This window comes from Enterobacter sp. BIDMC 27 (assembly GCF_000534415.1).
In the GTDB taxonomy this organism is placed as follows: Bacteria; Pseudomonadota; Gammaproteobacteria; order Enterobacterales; family Enterobacteriaceae; genus Enterobacter; species Enterobacter hormaechei_C.
On the sequence record NZ_KI973178.1, the window covers coordinates 4,329,189 to 4,344,618 of the forward strand.

General features: G+C 52.6%; 10 protein-coding genes, 1 tRNA gene, 3 rRNA genes and 1 other annotated feature (1 of these 15 running past the window's edge). Of the genes, 5 read left to right on the plus strand and 9 right to left on the minus strand.

Going from position 1 to position 15,430, the window contains the following annotated elements; genetic code table 11:
• The first annotated feature begins 49 nt into the window (after nt 1-49).
• Both pssA and L463_RS02540 read left to right on the plus strand, forming a co-directional pair.
• On the plus strand, nt 50-1,405 hold the full coding sequence (pssA, locus tag L463_RS02545; RefSeq protein WP_026094276.1) for a CDP-diacylglycerol--serine O-phosphatidyltransferase: 1,356 nt from the start codon (nt 50-52) through the stop codon (nt 1,403-1,405).
• A 45-nt stretch (nt 1,406-1,450) separates the two neighbouring features.
• Nucleotides 1,451-1,774, plus strand: coding sequence for a YfiM family lipoprotein (locus L463_RS02540; RefSeq protein WP_015572130.1), 324 nt, complete (start codon nt 1,451-1,453; stop codon nt 1,772-1,774).
• Here the strand turns inward: L463_RS02540 and L463_RS02535 are convergent.
• The 9 genes from L463_RS02535 to rluD all read right to left on the minus strand — a co-directional run bounded on the left by L463_RS02535 (nt 1,771) and on the right by rluD (nt 13,750).
• Nucleotides 1,771-3,078: an MFS family transporter gene (locus L463_RS02535; RefSeq protein ID WP_017383558.1), complete on the minus strand. Its 1,308-nt coding sequence runs from the start codon at nt 3,076-3,078 to the stop codon at nt 1,771-1,773. The genes L463_RS02540 and L463_RS02535 overlap by 4 nt on opposite strands.
• A gap of 151 nt (nt 3,079-3,229) precedes the next feature.
• Nucleotides 3,230-3,682 carry a DUF4385 domain-containing protein gene (locus L463_RS0122980; protein WP_017692863.1) on the minus strand — a complete coding sequence of 151 codons (453 nt, stop codon included), beginning with the start codon at nt 3,680-3,682 and terminating at the stop codon, nt 3,230-3,232.
• Nucleotides 3,683-3,810: 128 nt separating this feature from the next.
• Nucleotides 3,811-3,926 (minus strand): 5S ribosomal RNA (gene rrf / locus L463_RS02530).
• 192 nt (nt 3,927-4,118) lie between these two features.
• A 23S ribosomal RNA gene (locus L463_RS02525) occupies nt 4,119-7,024 on the minus strand.
• A 183-nt stretch (nt 7,025-7,207) separates the two neighbouring features.
• Nucleotides 7,208-7,283 (minus strand) — tRNA-Glu (locus tag L463_RS02520).
• A gap of 84 nt (nt 7,284-7,367) precedes the next feature.
• Nucleotides 7,368-8,909: ribosomal RNA gene (locus L463_RS02515) — 16S ribosomal RNA — on the minus strand.
• The 16S, 23S and 5S rRNA genes sit together here with 1 tRNA gene alongside, the layout of an rRNA operon.
• 429 nt (nt 8,910-9,338) lie before the next feature.
• A complete protein-coding gene (gene clpB / locus L463_RS02510; protein ID WP_017692862.1) occupies nt 9,339-11,912 on the minus strand; it encodes an ATP-dependent chaperone ClpB in 2,574 nt (857 codons plus the stop codon).
• A gap of 129 nt (nt 11,913-12,041) precedes the next feature.
• The gene (gene yfiH, locus L463_RS02505) at nt 12,042-12,773 is read right to left on the minus strand and encodes a purine nucleoside phosphorylase YfiH (RefSeq protein ID WP_023295227.1); all 732 of its coding nucleotides are present in this window, start codon (nt 12,771-12,773) and stop codon (nt 12,042-12,044) included.
• Nucleotides 12,770-13,750, minus strand: a complete 981-nt coding sequence (rluD, locus tag L463_RS02500; RefSeq protein ID WP_017383977.1) for a 23S rRNA pseudouridine(1911/1915/1917) synthase RluD — start codon at nt 13,748-13,750, stop codon at nt 12,770-12,772. The genes yfiH and rluD overlap by 4 nt, the downstream gene beginning before the upstream one ends.
• A gap of 131 nt (nt 13,751-13,881) precedes the next feature.
• Between rluD and bamD the strand changes: the two genes are divergently transcribed.
• The 3 genes from bamD to pheL all read left to right on the plus strand — a co-directional run bounded on the left by bamD (nt 13,882) and on the right by pheL (nt 15,380).
• Nucleotides 13,882-14,619: an outer membrane protein assembly factor BamD gene (gene bamD / locus L463_RS02495; protein WP_003863164.1), complete on the plus strand. Its 738-nt coding sequence runs from the start codon at nt 13,882-13,884 to the stop codon at nt 14,617-14,619.
• Between the two features lie 267 nt (nt 14,620-14,886).
• Nucleotides 14,887-15,228, plus strand: coding sequence for a ribosome-associated translation inhibitor RaiA (gene raiA, locus L463_RS02490; RefSeq protein WP_003863162.1), 342 nt, complete (start codon nt 14,887-14,889; stop codon nt 15,226-15,228).
• A 103-nt stretch (nt 15,229-15,331) separates the two neighbouring features.
• Nucleotides 15,332-15,430, plus strand: a sequence feature (Phe leader region) (it continues 27 nt past the right edge of the window).
• A complete protein-coding gene (gene pheL / locus L463_RS24380) occupies nt 15,333-15,380 on the plus strand; it encodes a pheA operon leader peptide PheL (RefSeq protein WP_100229775.1) in 48 nt (15 codons plus the stop codon). Its footprint overlaps the feature before it by 48 nt.

Below are 15,430 nucleotides of genomic sequence, written 5' to 3' on the forward strand. Positions count from 1 at the left end.
TTGCCTGGTACAGACAACCCTTCAATGAACAGAGAAGAAACGCACTGTGATGTTGTCAAAATTTAAGCGTAATAAACATCAACAACACCTTGCTCAACTACCGAAGATTTCTCAGTCAGTTGATGATGTAGAGTTCTTTTATGCTCCCGCTCATTTCCGGGAGACGCTTCTTGAAAAGATTGCCAGCGCTACGCGACGTATTTGCATTGTGGCGCTCTATCTTGAACAAGATGAAGGTGGGCGTGCGATCCTGAACGCGCTCTATGAAGCGAAACGTCAGCGTCCGGAACTGGATGTTCGCGTGCTGGTTGACTGGCACCGTGCTCAGCGCGGCCGTATTGGTGCGGCTGCCTCGAATACCAATGCTGACTGGTATTGCCGCACGGCCCAGGAAAATCCGGGTATTGATATCCCGGTGTATGGCGTACCGGTGAATACCCGTGAAGCGCTTGGCGTTCTTCATTTTAAAGGATTTATCATTGATGACAGCGTCCTTTATAGCGGTGCCAGCCTGAATGATGTGTATCTCCATCAGCTCGATAAATACCGTTACGATCGCTACCATCTGATCCGCAATCCGCAGATGGCCGACATCATGTTCAACTGGGTTGATAAAAACCTGGTTCATGGCCGGGGTGTGCACCGTCTTGACGATCCTCATCGTCCGAAAAGCCCGGAAATCAAAAACGACGTTCGCTCCTTCCGCCAGGAACTGCGCGATGCGGTTTATCGTTTTCAGGGGGATGCCAGTAATGAAGAACTGTCCGTTACGCCTCTGGTAGGCCTGGGAAAATCCAGCCTGCTGAACAAGACCATCTTCCATTTGATGCCGTGCGCGGAGCATAAGCTCACCATCTGTACCCCGTACTTCAACCTTCCCGCCGTTCTGGTGCGTAATATCATTCAGCTGCTGCGTGATGGTAAAAAGGTGGAAATTATTGTCGGGGATAAAACGGCAAATGACTTTTTCATTCCGGAAGATCAGCCTTTCAAGATCATCGGCGCACTGCCTTATCTCTATGAGATTAACCTGCGCCGCTTCCTGAGCCGTTTACAGTACTATGTGAACACGGACCAGCTGGTTGTGCGTCTCTGGAAAGATGAAGACAACAGCTATCACCTCAAAGGAATGTGGGTGGATGATGAGTGGATGCTGCTGACCGGTAATAATCTCAACCCACGCGCCTGGCGTCTGGATCTGGAAAACGCCATCCTTATTCACGATCCTCAGCATGCGTTAGCCGCGAAACGCGATCGTGAGCTGGAGCTTATACGCACGCATACTACAGTGGTTCGTCATTATCGCGATCTGCAAAGCATCGCTGATTATCCGGTGAAAGTTCGCAAGCTGATTCGCCGTCTACGTCGGATCCGTATCGACCGCCTCATCAGCCGCATTCTGTAATACACGAGCCCTGTCATCGACGGGGCTTTTTTATGGAGTCTGTTAATGCGTACGCTTTTCCTGATAATCCCTCTTTTCCTGACCGGTTGCAGCCATATGGCTAATGATAACTGGTCGGGTCAGGATAAAGCTCAACACTTTCTGGCGTCTGCAATGTTGTCCGCTGCGGGTAATGAATATGCGCTGCACCAGGGTTATAGCCGGGATCGAAGTGCCACAATGGGGCTGATGTTCTCCATCAGCCTGGGGGCATCAAAAGAACTTTGGGATAGCCGCCCCTCGGGAAGCGGCTGGAGCTGGAAAGATTTTGCCTGGGACGTAGCCGGGGCAACAACCGGCTACGCCGTCTGGCAGATGGCGCATTATTAAAGGCGGATCCCTTTTCCTTTACGATGCAGCATCAGGGAGACAATAAACGCCAGCGCCCCCATGATGGTGACATACCAGAAAAAGGTCGATTCACTGCCCCATGACTTAAGGGATAGCGCGACATACTCTGCCGAACCGCCGAACAGGGCGTTAGCGACCGCATAAGAGAGGCCTACGCCCAGCGCCCTCACCTGTGCGGGAAACATTTCTGCTTTCAAAATGCCACTGATTGCCGTGTAAAAACTAATAATAATAAGTGCCACCATAATCAAAGCGAAAGCGGCATACGGAGAGGTTGTATGCTGTAGCGCCGTCAAAAGCGGAACAGTCCCCAGGGTGAGCATGCCACCAAAGATCAGCATGGAGGTGCGGCGACCTATTTTGTCCGACAGCGCGCCAACAATCGGCTGGATGAGCATAAAGACCAGTAACGCCACCGTCATGACGACACTCGCAACGTTAGCATGCATGCCCGTGGTGTTGACCAGATATTTTTGCATATAGGTGGTGAAGGTATAGAAGCTTAGCGAGCCTGCGGCGGTAAAGCCTAATACCATCAAAAACGCTTTGCGGTTTCGCCACAGCCCTTTCATCGAACCGGCTTCTTTCAGCGCCCTGACCTCCTGCTGGGAGGTTTCATCAAGCTGACGGCGTAACCACAGCGCCACAACCGCCAGGGCAGCCCCCAGGGCAAACGGGATGCGCCAGCCCCAGGCGCGTAAATCTTCATCGCTAAGGATTTGTTGAAGGATCACCACAACCAGTAACGCCAGCAGCTGACCGCCAATGAGGGTTACATACTGGAATGATGCATAGAAACCTTTGCGCCCTTCAACAGCTACTTCGCTCATGTATGTCGCGCTGGTGCCGTATTCGCCACCCACTGACAGCCCCTGGAACAGGCGTGCCAGCAGCAACAACGCCGGTGCCCATGTTCCGATAGTGTCATATCCGGGCAGGCAGGCAATCACCAGCGAGCCGACGCACATCATGCATACGGAGATGAGCATGGATGTCTTGCGCCCTTTCCTGTCCGCGATCCTGCCGAACAGCCATCCGCCAATGGGACGCATCAGGAACCCGGCGGCAAAAACGCCTGCGGTTTGCAGAAGCTGCGTTGTAGTGTTCCCTGACGGGAAGAAGATATGTGCAAAGTAGAGTGAACAAAATGAATAGACGTAAAAATCAAACCACTCTACAAGGTTCCCCGATGAAGCTCCAACGATTGCCCAAACCCGACGGCGAGTATCCTTGCCTGCTAAACTTGTGTTATCCGTATCTGCACTGGCTACGGTTTCTGTCATTTTAAAATCCCCTGTCTCACATTGCGGGCCATTGCCCACAAACAGTAAAACCGGATTTAAAACGAATCGTTAGGTAAATAAAATGTTTCCAATATGTTTCATTGGATTTTGTGAACTCGATCAGGTATCGAATTATTAGCGGACGTAGTAATTATCCCCACGCTTGCTGGTGTGCCTTTTTTCGCTGCAAATAATCTTCATCAGCACGAATTTTATCCCACCATGTTTTGAACACCGCAGCGGCTTCTGCTTTTACTGGATCGTGATCGAGGGGTTTGACCTGGCGATTCTCATCATACTTTTTTCCGCCTTTATGATTGGCGTATCGTCGGGCACGGGTGTATCCCATCTGAATGAATTTACGCGCCATATCCATGCCGACAAAATCGTTATTCCTGCGGTACTCTTCAAAGAGGGCGTAGATCTCTTCTGCCGAACGCGCTGCGACTTCAGCATTTTTATAACGCCAGTGCGGCAGGATTTCGCTTTTATAAGGCTCGACCATCAATACGCCCTGCTCACCCCGGCCCACCTGATACCGTTCGGGATGTTCGCGAAAATTAATATTGGCAAAATCTTGTTGATAATCAAAGGGACGAGTCAAAGCGGCACCATTGTTAAAATTGTTTTAACAATTGTAGGCCGGATAAGGGGAAGCCGCCATCCGGCATGTTTTCCACGTACAAAGCAAAAAACCCCGCACCTTACGGTACGGGGTTCTTCTTAATTGATGCCTGGCAGTTCCCTACTCTCACATGGGGAGACCCCACACTACCATCGGCGCTACGGCGTTTCACTTCTGAGTTCGGCATGGGGTCAGGTGGGACCACCGCGCTACAGCCGCCAGGCAAATTCTTGTGCTCTGTCCTGTGTCTTTCGCACTGATACTGCGTTGGCTGCTCTCGTAAAGTCAGTCACATACCTCAGTATGCTCCTTCCTTTCCTTCGTTTGCCGCCTTGTCTCAGCGCAAAATCCTTCGGACTCTGAATCTAAGCTGAAAATCGTGTCTGTCTCTTCGCCAAAACACCTTCGGCGTTGTAAGGTTAAGCCTCACGGTTCATTAGTATCGGTTAGCTCAACGCATCGCTGCGCTTACACACCCGACCTATCAACGTCATCGTCTTTAACGTTCCTTCAGGAGACTTAAAGTCTCAGGGAGAACTCATCTCGGGGCAAGTTTCGTGCTTAGATGCTTTCAGCACTTATCTCTTCCGCATTTAGCTACCGGGCAGTGCCATTGGCATGACAACCCGAACACCAGTGATGCGTCCACTCCGGTCCTCTCGTACTAGGAGCAGCCCCCCTCAATTCTCCAGCGCCCACGGCAGATAGGGACCGAACTGTCTCACGACGTTCTAAACCCAGCTCGCGTACCACTTTAAATGGCGAACAGCCATACCCTTGGGACCTACTTCAGCCCCAGGATGTGATGAGCCGACATCGAGGTGCCAAACACCGCCGTCGATATGAACTCTTGGGCGGTATCAGCCTGTTATCCCCGGAGTACCTTTTATCCGTTGAGCGATGGCCCTTCCATTCAGAACCACCGGATCACTATGACCTGCTTTCGCACCTGCTCGCGCCGTCACGCTCGCAGTCAAGCTGGCTTATGCCATTGCACTAACCTCCTGATGTCCGACCAGGATTAGCCAACCTTCGTGCTCCTCCGTTACTCTTTGGGAGGAGACCGCCCCAGTCAAACTACCCACCAGACACTGTCCGCAACCCGGATTACGGGTCCACGTTAGAACACCAGCCATTAAAGGGTGGTATTTCAAGGTTGGCTCCACGCAGACTGGCGTCCACGCTTCAAAGCCTCCCACCTATCCTACACATCAAGGACCAGTGTTCAGTGTCAAGCTATAGTAAAGGTTCACGGGGTCTTTCCGTCTTGCCGCGGGTACACTGCATCTTCACAGCGAGTTCAATTTCACTGAGTCTCGGGTGGAGACAGCCTGGCCATCATTACGCCATTCGTGCAGGTCGGAACTTACCCGACAAGGAATTTCGCTACCTTAGGACCGTTATAGTTACGGCCGCCGTTTACCGGGGCTTCGATCAAGAGCTTCGCGTTGCCGCTAACCCCATCAATTAACCTTCCGGCACCGGGCAGGCGTCACACCGTATACGTCCACTTTCGTGTTTGCACAGTGCTGTGTTTTTAATAAACAGTTGCAGCCAGCTGGTATCTTCGACTGATTTCAGCTCCACCCGCAGGGGCTTCACCTACACATCAGCGTGCCTTCTCCCGAAGTTACGGCACCATTTTGCCTAGTTCCTTCACCCGAGTTCTCTCAAGCGCCTTGGTATTCTCTACCTGACCACCTGTGTCGGTTTGGGGTACGATTTCGTGTTACCTGATGCTTAGAGGCTTTTCCTGGAAGCAGGGCATTTATCACTTCAGCACCGTAGTGCCTCGTCATCACACCTCAGCGTTAACAAGGTACCGGATTTACCTGGAACCTCCGCCTACATGCTTAAACCGGGACAACCGTCGCCCGGCTGACATAGCCTTCTCCGTCCCCCCTTCGCAGTAACACCAAGTACAGGAATATTAACCTGTTTCCCATCGACTACGCCTTTCGGCCTCGCCTTAGGGGTCGACTCACCCTGCCCCGATTAACGTTGGACAGGAACCCTTGGTCTTCCGGCGAGCGGGCTTTTCACCCGCTTTATCGTTACTTATGTCAGCATTCGCACTTCTGATACCTCCAGCATGCCTCACAGCACACCTTCAACGGCTTACAGAACGCTCCCCTACCCAACAACACATAAGTGTCGCTGCCGCAGCTTCGGTGCATGGTTTAGCCCCGTTACATCTTCCGCGCAGGCCGACTCGACCAGTGAGCTATTACGCTTTCTTTAAATGATGGCTGCTTCTAAGCCAACATCCTGGCTGTCTGTGCCTTCCCACATCGTTTCCCACTTAACCATGACTTTGGGACCTTAGCTGGCGGTCTGGGTTGTTTCCCTCTTCACGACGGACGTTAGCACCCGCCGTGTGTCTCCCGTGATAACATTCTTCGGTATTCGTAGTTTGCATCGGGTTGGTAAGCCGGGATGGCCCCCTAGCCGAAACAGTGCTCTACCCCCGAAGATGAGTTCACGAGGCGCTACCTAAATAGCTTTCGGGGAGAACCAGCTATCTCCCGGTTTGATTGGCCTTTCACCCCCAGCCACAGGTCATCCGCTAATTTTTCAACATTAGTCGGTTCGGTCCTCCAGTTAGTGTTACCCAACCTTCAACCTGCCCATGGCTAGATCACCGGGTTTCGGGTCTATACCCTGCAACTTAACGCCCAGTTAAGACTCGGTTTCCCTTCGGCTCCCCTATACGGTTAACCTTGCTACAGAATATAAGTCGCTGACCCATTATACAAAAGGTACGCAGTCACCCCATAAAGAGGCTCCCACTGCTTGTACGTACACGGTTTCAGGTTCTTTTTCACTCCCCTCGCCGGGGTTCTTTTCGCCTTTCCCTCACGGTACTGGTTCACTATCGGTCAGTCAGGAGTATTTAGCCTTGGAGGATGGTCCCCCCATATTCAGACAGGATACCACGTGTCCCGCCCTACTCTTCGAGTTCACAGCAAGTGTGCTTTCGTGTACGGGACTATCACCCTGTACCGTCGGACTTTCCAGACCGTTCCACTAACACACAAGCTGATTCAGACTCCGGGCTGCTCCCCGTTCGCTCGCCGCTACTGGGGGAATCTCGGTTGATTTCTTTTCCTCGGGGTACTTAGATGTTTCAGTTCCCCCGGTTCGCCTCGTTAACCTATGTATTCAGTTAACGATAGTGCAACGGATTGCACTGGGTTTCCCCATTCGGACATCGCCGGGTCAAGGGTTCATATCACCTCGCCGGCGCTTTTCGCAGATTAGCACGTCCTTCATCGCCTCTGACTGCCAGGGCATCCACCGTGTACGCTTAGTCGCTTAACCTCACAACCCGAAGATGTTTCATCTTCTGATTGCGAAAATTTGAGAGACTCGAACACACATGAGCTGTGTGTCGTTTCAATTTTCAGCTTGATCCAGATTTTTAAAGAGCAAATATCTCAAACATGACTCGCAAGTCAGTTTTGAGATATGACGGCAGGTGACTTTCACTCACGAACCAGCAAGTGGCGTCCCCTAGGGGATTCGAACCCCTGTTACCGCCGTGAAAGGGCGGTGTCCTGGGCCTCTAGACGAAGGGGACGTACAGTCTCAATCGCAAGACGCCTTGCTATTTACTTTTCATCAGACAATCTGTGTGAGCACTACAAAGGCAGGTTCTTTAAGGTAAGGAGGTGATCCAACCGCAGGTTCCCCTACGGTTACCTTGTTACGACTTCACCCCAGTCATGAATCACAAAGTGGTAAGCGCCCTCCCGAAGGTTAAGCTACCTACTTCTTTTGCAACCCACTCCCATGGTGTGACGGGCGGTGTGTACAAGGCCCGGGAACGTATTCACCGTGGCATTCTGATCCACGATTACTAGCGATTCCGACTTCATGGAGTCGAGTTGCAGACTCCAATCCGGACTACGACGCACTTTATGAGGTCCGCTTGCTCTCGCGAGGTCGCTTCTCTTTGTATGCGCCATTGTAGCACGTGTGTAGCCCTACTCGTAAGGGCCATGATGACTTGACGTCATCCCCACCTTCCTCCAGTTTATCACTGGCAGTCTCCTTTGAGTTCCCGGCCTAACCGCTGGCAACAAAGGATAAGGGTTGCGCTCGTTGCGGGACTTAACCCAACATTTCACAACACGAGCTGACGACAGCCATGCAGCACCTGTCTCAGAGCTCCCGAAGGCACCAAAGCATCTCTGCTAAGTTCTCTGGATGTCAAGAGTAGGTAAGGTTCTTCGCGTTGCATCGAATTAAACCACATGCTCCACCGCTTGTGCGGGCCCCCGTCAATTCATTTGAGTTTTAACCTTGCGGCCGTACTCCCCAGGCGGTCGACTTAACGCGTTAGCTCCGGAAGCCACGCCTCAAGGGCACAACCTCCAAGTCGACATCGTTTACGGCGTGGACTACCAGGGTATCTAATCCTGTTTGCTCCCCACGCTTTCGCACCTGAGCGTCAGTCTTTGTCCAGGGGGCCGCCTTCGCCACCGGTATTCCTCCAGATCTCTACGCATTTCACCGCTACACCTGGAATTCTACCCCCCTCTACAAGACTCTAGCCTGCCAGTTTCGAATGCAGTTCCCAGGTTGAGCCCGGGGATTTCACATCCGACTTGACAGACCGCCTGCGTGCGCTTTACGCCCAGTAATTCCGATTAACGCTTGCACCCTCCGTATTACCGCGGCTGCTGGCACGGAGTTAGCCGGTGCTTCTTCTGCGGGTAACGTCAATCGACAAGGTTATTAACCTTATCGCCTTCCTCCCCGCTGAAAGTACTTTACAACCCGAAGGCCTTCTTCATACACGCGGCATGGCTGCATCAGGCTTGCGCCCATTGTGCAATATTCCCCACTGCTGCCTCCCGTAGGAGTCTGGACCGTGTCTCAGTTCCAGTGTGGCTGGTCATCCTCTCAGACCAGCTAGGGATCGTCGCCTAGGTGAGCCGTTACCCCACCTACTAGCTAATCCCATCTGGGCACATCCGATGGCAAGAGGCCCGAAGGTCCCCCTCTTTGGTCTTGCGACGTTATGCGGTATTAGCTACCGTTTCCAGTAGTTATCCCCCTCCATCAGGCAGTTTCCCAGACATTACTCACCCGTCCGCCACTCGTCAGCGAAGCAGCAAGCTGCTTCCTGTTACCGTTCGACTTGCATGTGTTAGGCCTGCCGCCAGCGTTCAATCTGAGCCATGATCAAACTCTTCAATTTAAAAGTTTGATGCTCAATGAATTAAACTTCGTAATGAATTACGTGTTCACTCGTTGAGACTTGGTATTCATTTAGTGTCCGAGGACATTAAGAATCCATGTCACTTTGAGTGCCCACACAGATTGTCTGATAAATTGTTAAAGAGCAGTGCCGCTTCGTTTTCGCTGCGGCGCGGGGTGTGCATATTACGCTTTCCCGCTTCAGAGTCAAGCGTTTGTTTTGCTTTTCTCTGCTGACCCGGCGGCTTGCGTGCCGTTGTTCCGTGTCAGTGGAGGCGCATTATAGGGAGTAATTCCGAACCTGCAAGGATAAAGTGAAAATTATTTACTGACCGCTCATTTTCCAGGCAAATCACATCCCAGACCTCAATTTTCGCCTGGTTTTTAAACAAAAACGAGCCGCAAGCGGCCCGTTTTTGCGTTTTGTGACTTACTGCACTGCCACAATGCGATCGTCGTTGGCTTCCAGACGAATAACTTTGCCCGGAACCAGCTCCCCAGAGAGGATTTGCTGTGCCAGCGGGTTTTCGATCTGCTGCTGGATAGCACGTTTTAACGGACGCGCACCATAAACAGGATCGTAACCATTCTCGCTCAGCAGTTTCAGCGCATCGTCGGAAATGTGGATTTCATACCCACGCTCTTCCAGACGTTTGTACAGACGCTGCAACTGGATCTGCGCAATCGACGCGATGTGTTTTTCGCCCAGCGGATGGAACACGACCACTTCATCAATACGGTTGATGAACTCCGGACGGAAGTTTTGGCTGACCACACCCAGCACAAGATCTTTCATATGGCTGTAATCCAGCTCACCGAAGCGTTCCTGAATCAAATCGGAACCCAGGTTCGAGGTCATGATCACCACCGTGTTACGGAAGTCGACCGTTCTTCCCTGCCCGTCCGTCAGACGCCCATCATCCAGCACCTGCAACAGAATGTTAAACACGTCAGGATGAGCCTTTTCCACTTCATCCAGCAGGATGACGGAATAAGGACGACGACGAACCGCTTCCGTCAGGTAACCGCCCTCTTCATAACCGACATATCCCGGAGGCGCACCGACCAGACGCGAGACGGAGTGTTTCTCCATAAACTCGGACATATCGATACGCACCATCGCGTCATCGCTGTCGAACATAAAGTTAGCCAGCGCTTTACACAGCTCGGTTTTACCGACACCGGTTGGCCCCAGGAAAAGGAACGAGCCGATTGGACGATTCGGATCGGACAGCCCCGCACGGCTACGACGAATGGCGTTAGATACCGCTTCGACCGCTTCGTTCTGTCCAATGACGCGCTGATGCAGATCCTGCTCCATACGCAGCAGTTTCTCACGTTCGCTTTCCATCATGCGAGCCACAGGAATGCCCGTCCAGCGCGCCAGCACTTCGGCAATCTCGGCATCCGTCACTTTATTACGCAACAGACGCATGGTTTTGCCTTCCGACTGCGTGGCGATCTCAAGCTGTTTTTCCAGCTCAGGGATCTTGCCGTACTGTAGCTCGGACATCCGCGCCAGATCTCCTACGCGACGGGCCTGCTCAATGGCAATTTTCGCCTGCTCCAGCTCCGCCTTGATTGTCTGGGTGCCAGAGAGGGAGGCTTTCTCAGCTTTCCACTCTTCTTCCAGCTCAGAATACTGACGCTCTTTCTCGTCCAGTTCTTCGTTGAGCATATCGAGGCGTTTCTTACTCGCTTCATCAGACTCTTTGTTCAGCGCCTGCTGTTCCAGCTTGAGCTGGATAATGCGGCGATCGAGTCGGTCCAGCTCTTCCGGTTTCGAGTCAATCTGCATACGGATGCTGGACGCCGCTTCATCGATAAGGTCGATGGCTTTATCCGGCAACTGACGGTCGGCGATGTAACGATGCGAAAGCGTCGCCGCCGCAACGATGGCCGGGTCAGTGATCTGCACGTGATGGTGCAGCTCATAACGCTCTTTCAGTCCTCGCAAAATGGCGATGGTATCTTCAACGCTTGGTTCAGCGACAAACACCTTCTGGAAGCGACGCTCCAGCGCGGCATCTTTTTCAATGTACTGACGATACTCGTCCAGCGTAGTGGCGCCAACGCAGTGAAGTTCACCACGCGCCAGCGCAGGTTTCAGCATGTTCCCGGCATCCATTGCGCCGTCAGCTTTACCCGCGCCCACCATGGTGTGCAGTTCGTCGATAAACAGGATGACGTTACCTTCCTGTTTCGCCAGATCGTTCAGCACGCCTTTCAGACGCTCTTCAAATTCACCGCGGTATTTCGCCCCGGCCACCAGCGCGCCCATATCCAGCGCCAGTACGCGACGGCCTTTCAGCCCTTCGGGCACTTCGCCATTAACGATACGCTGCGCCAGCCCTTCAACGATGGCGGTTTTACCGACGCCAGGCTCACCAATCAGCACCGGGTTGTTTTTGGTACGACGTTGCAGTACCTGGATAGTCCGACGAATTTCTTCGTCACGGCCGATCACCGGGTCAAGTTTGCCCTGCTCGGCACGTTCGGTCAGGTCGACCGTAAATTTCTTCAAAGCCTGACGTTGGTCTTCGGCTCCCTGGTCGTTCACGCTTTCACCTCCGCGCATTTTCTCAATCGCCTGGGTCACATTAGCGGTGGTTGCACCGGCGGATTTCAGCAGGTCGGTTAAGGTACCGCGTGATTCAAGCGCCGCCAGAACAAACAGCTCTGACGAAATAAAGTTGTCCCCACGTTTTTGCGCCAGCTTGTCGCAAAGGTTCAGCACGCGCACCAGATCCTGCGACGGCTGCACGTCGCCGCCGGTACCTTCTACCTGCGGTAAACGGCTCAGCGCCTGATCGATGGCGGTGCGTAACTGGCCGGCATTAATGCCAGCGGACGTTAATAAAGGACGTACCGATCCCCCTTCCTGATTCAGCAAGGCGCTCATTAAATGAAGAGGTTCGATAAATTGGTTGTCGTGCCCCAGTGCAAGGGACTGGGCATCGGCGAGAGCAAGCTGGAATTTATTAGTAAGACGATCCAGACGCATAACTCCTCCCATAACAGGTCAAATTTGCTACTGGAGATTAAATGAGGTCATCCCTCAATTATTCAAGGTTAATAACCTGAATTATGTGAAAAGAAAACGGCGCGTACCGGATCGTCTTGATTCTTTAGGTTATATCAGCCAAATGAAACTTGCCATACGACCTGTCGTCTTGTCGCGGCGATAGGAGAAAAAATCACCCTTTTCGGTGAAGGTACAGCGATCTCCGCCGAAGATGTGGGTCACGCCGACGTTATTCAGGCGCTGGCGGGCAAGCTGATAAATATCGGCCAGATATTTATCTCCGGAAGCCACAAACGCTTCGACCGCTTGCGGATCTTTTTCCATAAAGGCATCGCGCACTTCGGGCCCGACCTCAAACGCCTGCGGGCCAATCGCCGGGCCAAGCCAGGCGATGAGATTTGCAGAATCGTCATGGAAGCAGGCAACGGTCTCTTCCAGCACGCCTTCGCACAGGCCTCGCCATCCGGCGTGGGCAGCAGCCACTTCAGTTCCTGCCTTATTGCAGAACAACACCGGCAGGCAATCAGCAGTCATCACCGCGCAAACCGTTCCCGGCGTATTGCTGTACGAAGCATCGGCGCGCTTAGACGCATAGGGCTCCCCCGTCAGCTTCAGCACCGCTTTACCGTGCACCTGCTCAAGCCAGACCGGTTTTGAAGGAAGGTTTCCCGCAGCAAAGAGGCGTTTACGGTTCTCTTCAACGTGCTCCAGGTTATCACCACAGTGCGCACCGAGGTTCAGTGACTCCCACGCGCCCTGGCTCACGCCACCGATACGGGTTGAACTACAGGCGGCCACGCCTTCAGGCAGTGGCCATTCCGGGACAATCAGTTTGGTCATAACCAGTCCACGTGATCCTTATGTTCTTCGAAATCTGCGCGCATCGCGTCGATAAGTTCCACCATATCCTGTGGGATCGGCGCATGCCATTCCATCTGAATTCCGGTGATTGGGTGGTAAAGACGTAGCATCGTCGCATGCAGCGCCTGGCGATCGAATTTACGCAGCACGGAGATGAATTCATCCGATGCGCCCTTTGGTGGACGCGGACGACCGCCGTAAACAGGGTCCCCCACCAGCGGATGGGTAATATGCGCCATGTGCACGCGGATCTGGTGAGTACGCCCGGTTTCCAGACGCAGACGCAGGCGCGTATGAATACGGAAATGTTCCATGATGCGGTAGTGGGTTACCGCCGGTTTGCCCATCGGGTGTACGGACATATGCGTACGCTTGGTTGGGTGACGGCTGATAGGCTCTTCCACCGTGCCGCCAGAGGTCATATGACCAATCGCCACCGCTTCATACTCACGGGTGATTTCGCGCAGTTGCAACGATTCCACCAGGCGAGTCTGGGCGGGAACCGTCTTCGCCACCACCATCAGACCCGTGGTGTCTTTATCCAGACGGTGAACGATACCGGCACGCGGTACATCGGCAATCGGCGGATAATAATGAAGGAGAGCGTTAAGTACCGTACCGTCAGGATTGCCCGCGCCCGGGTGAACAACAAAGTCGCGCGGCTTGTTGATGACCAGAATGTCGTCATCTTCGTAGACGATATCCAGCGGGATATCCTGCGGCTCGAAGCGGACTTCCTCTTCGATTTCAGCATTGATGGCGACAGCTTCCCCACCAAACACTTTCTCTTTTGGTTTGTCCCAGATCTTGCCGTTTACCAGCACGCGCTGGTCAAGGATCCATTCTTTTATGCGTGAACGCGAATAATCAGGGAACAATTCGGCCAAAGCCTGATCTAAGCGTTGACCGAGCTGATTTTCGGAGACTGTTGCGGTGAGTTCTACTCGTTGTGCCATAAACTGCTTCTTCGTTTAACGTTGGGTTTTACGGCTTTGCCGTTTAATATAGTGTGCTATTGTAGCTGGTCTTAATCGGGAGCAGGAACTGAGTTTCTCCCGGACAAACATTTGAGGAAAGTCAAAACGTCATGACGCGCATGAAATATCTGGTGGCAGCGGCCACGTTGAGCCTGGCTTTGGTGGGCTGCTCCGGTTCGAATGAACAGGTCCCTGACAATCCGCCGAATGAAATCTATGCGACTGCACAACAAAAGTTGCAGGACGGTAACTGGAAACAGGCGATAACGCAACTGGAAGCGTTGGATAATCGCTATCCGTTTGGCCCGTATTCGCAGCAGGTACAGTTAGATCTTATCTACGCCTACTACAAAAATGCCGATCTGCCGCTGGCTCAGGCAACCATCGATCGTTTCATGCGTCTGAACCCTACCCATCCTAACATCGATTACGTGATGTACATGCGCGGCCTGACTAACATGGCGCTGGATGATAGTGCATTGCAGGGCTTCTTCGGGGTGGATCGTTCCGACCGTGACCCGCAACATGCGCGTGATGCTTTCAATGACTTCTCCAAACTGGTGCGTAGCTACCCGAACAGCCAGTACATTACCGATGCCACTAAGCGTCTGGTATTCCTGAAAGATCGTCTGGCGAAATATGAGTACTCCGTTGCGGAATACTACACCCGCCGTGGCGCATGGGTTGCCGTGGTTAACCGTGTAGAAGGCATGCTGCGTGATTATCCGGATACCCAGGCCACGCGTGATGGCCTGAAGCTGATGGAAAATGCGTATCGCCAGATGCAGATGACGGCTCAGGCTGACAAAGTGGCGAAAATCATCGCCGCGAACAGCAGCAACACCTGATACCGCTACAACGCATAACGGCAGCCCGCGGGCTGCCGTTTTTTTATTCTTTCACACTTACGCTGAAGCGGTTTAGCTTCAACACATCCATTCAACTATGACCGCAATTGTTGGCTTCGACAAGGTAAATCTCACCTCTTCCTGCCCTGCCTCACAAAAAAGATTCCCTGACAAAAACCGACAAAATAACGTGATCTAAATCACACATTTTGACATTAGGTCGGGTATGCTGGAATCACCAAGACGGAAAGACAAGAGGTAAAATTTATGACAATGAACATTACCAGTAAACAAATGGAAATTACTCCGGCAATCCGCCAGCACGTCGCAGACCGTCTCGCCAAACTGGATAAATGGCAAACACATTTGATTAATCCACATATCATCCTGTCCAAGGAGCCGCAGGGTTTCATCGCTGATGCAACTATCAATACTCCAAACGGCCATCTGGTCGCCAGCGCAAAACACGAGGATATGTACACCGCAATTAACGATTTGATCAACAAGCTGGAACGGCAGCTCAATAAAGTGCAACACAAAGGTGAAGCACGTCGCGCCGCAACCTCGGTGAAAGACGCCAGCTTCGCGGAAGAAGTTGAAGAAGAGTAATCCTCTAAAATTGAGTGTACCGACAACGCGCCTTCGGGCGCGTTTTTTATTGACAGGATCAAAACAGTGCAGGTACTTTAACCTATCAATTTCAGGATGACCTTATGAAACAGACGCCGTTTTTCTTCGCATTCTTTTTTACCTTCCCCTGACCGGGAGGCGTTTCGTCGTGTGATAAAGAATGCGAAGACGAACAACAAGG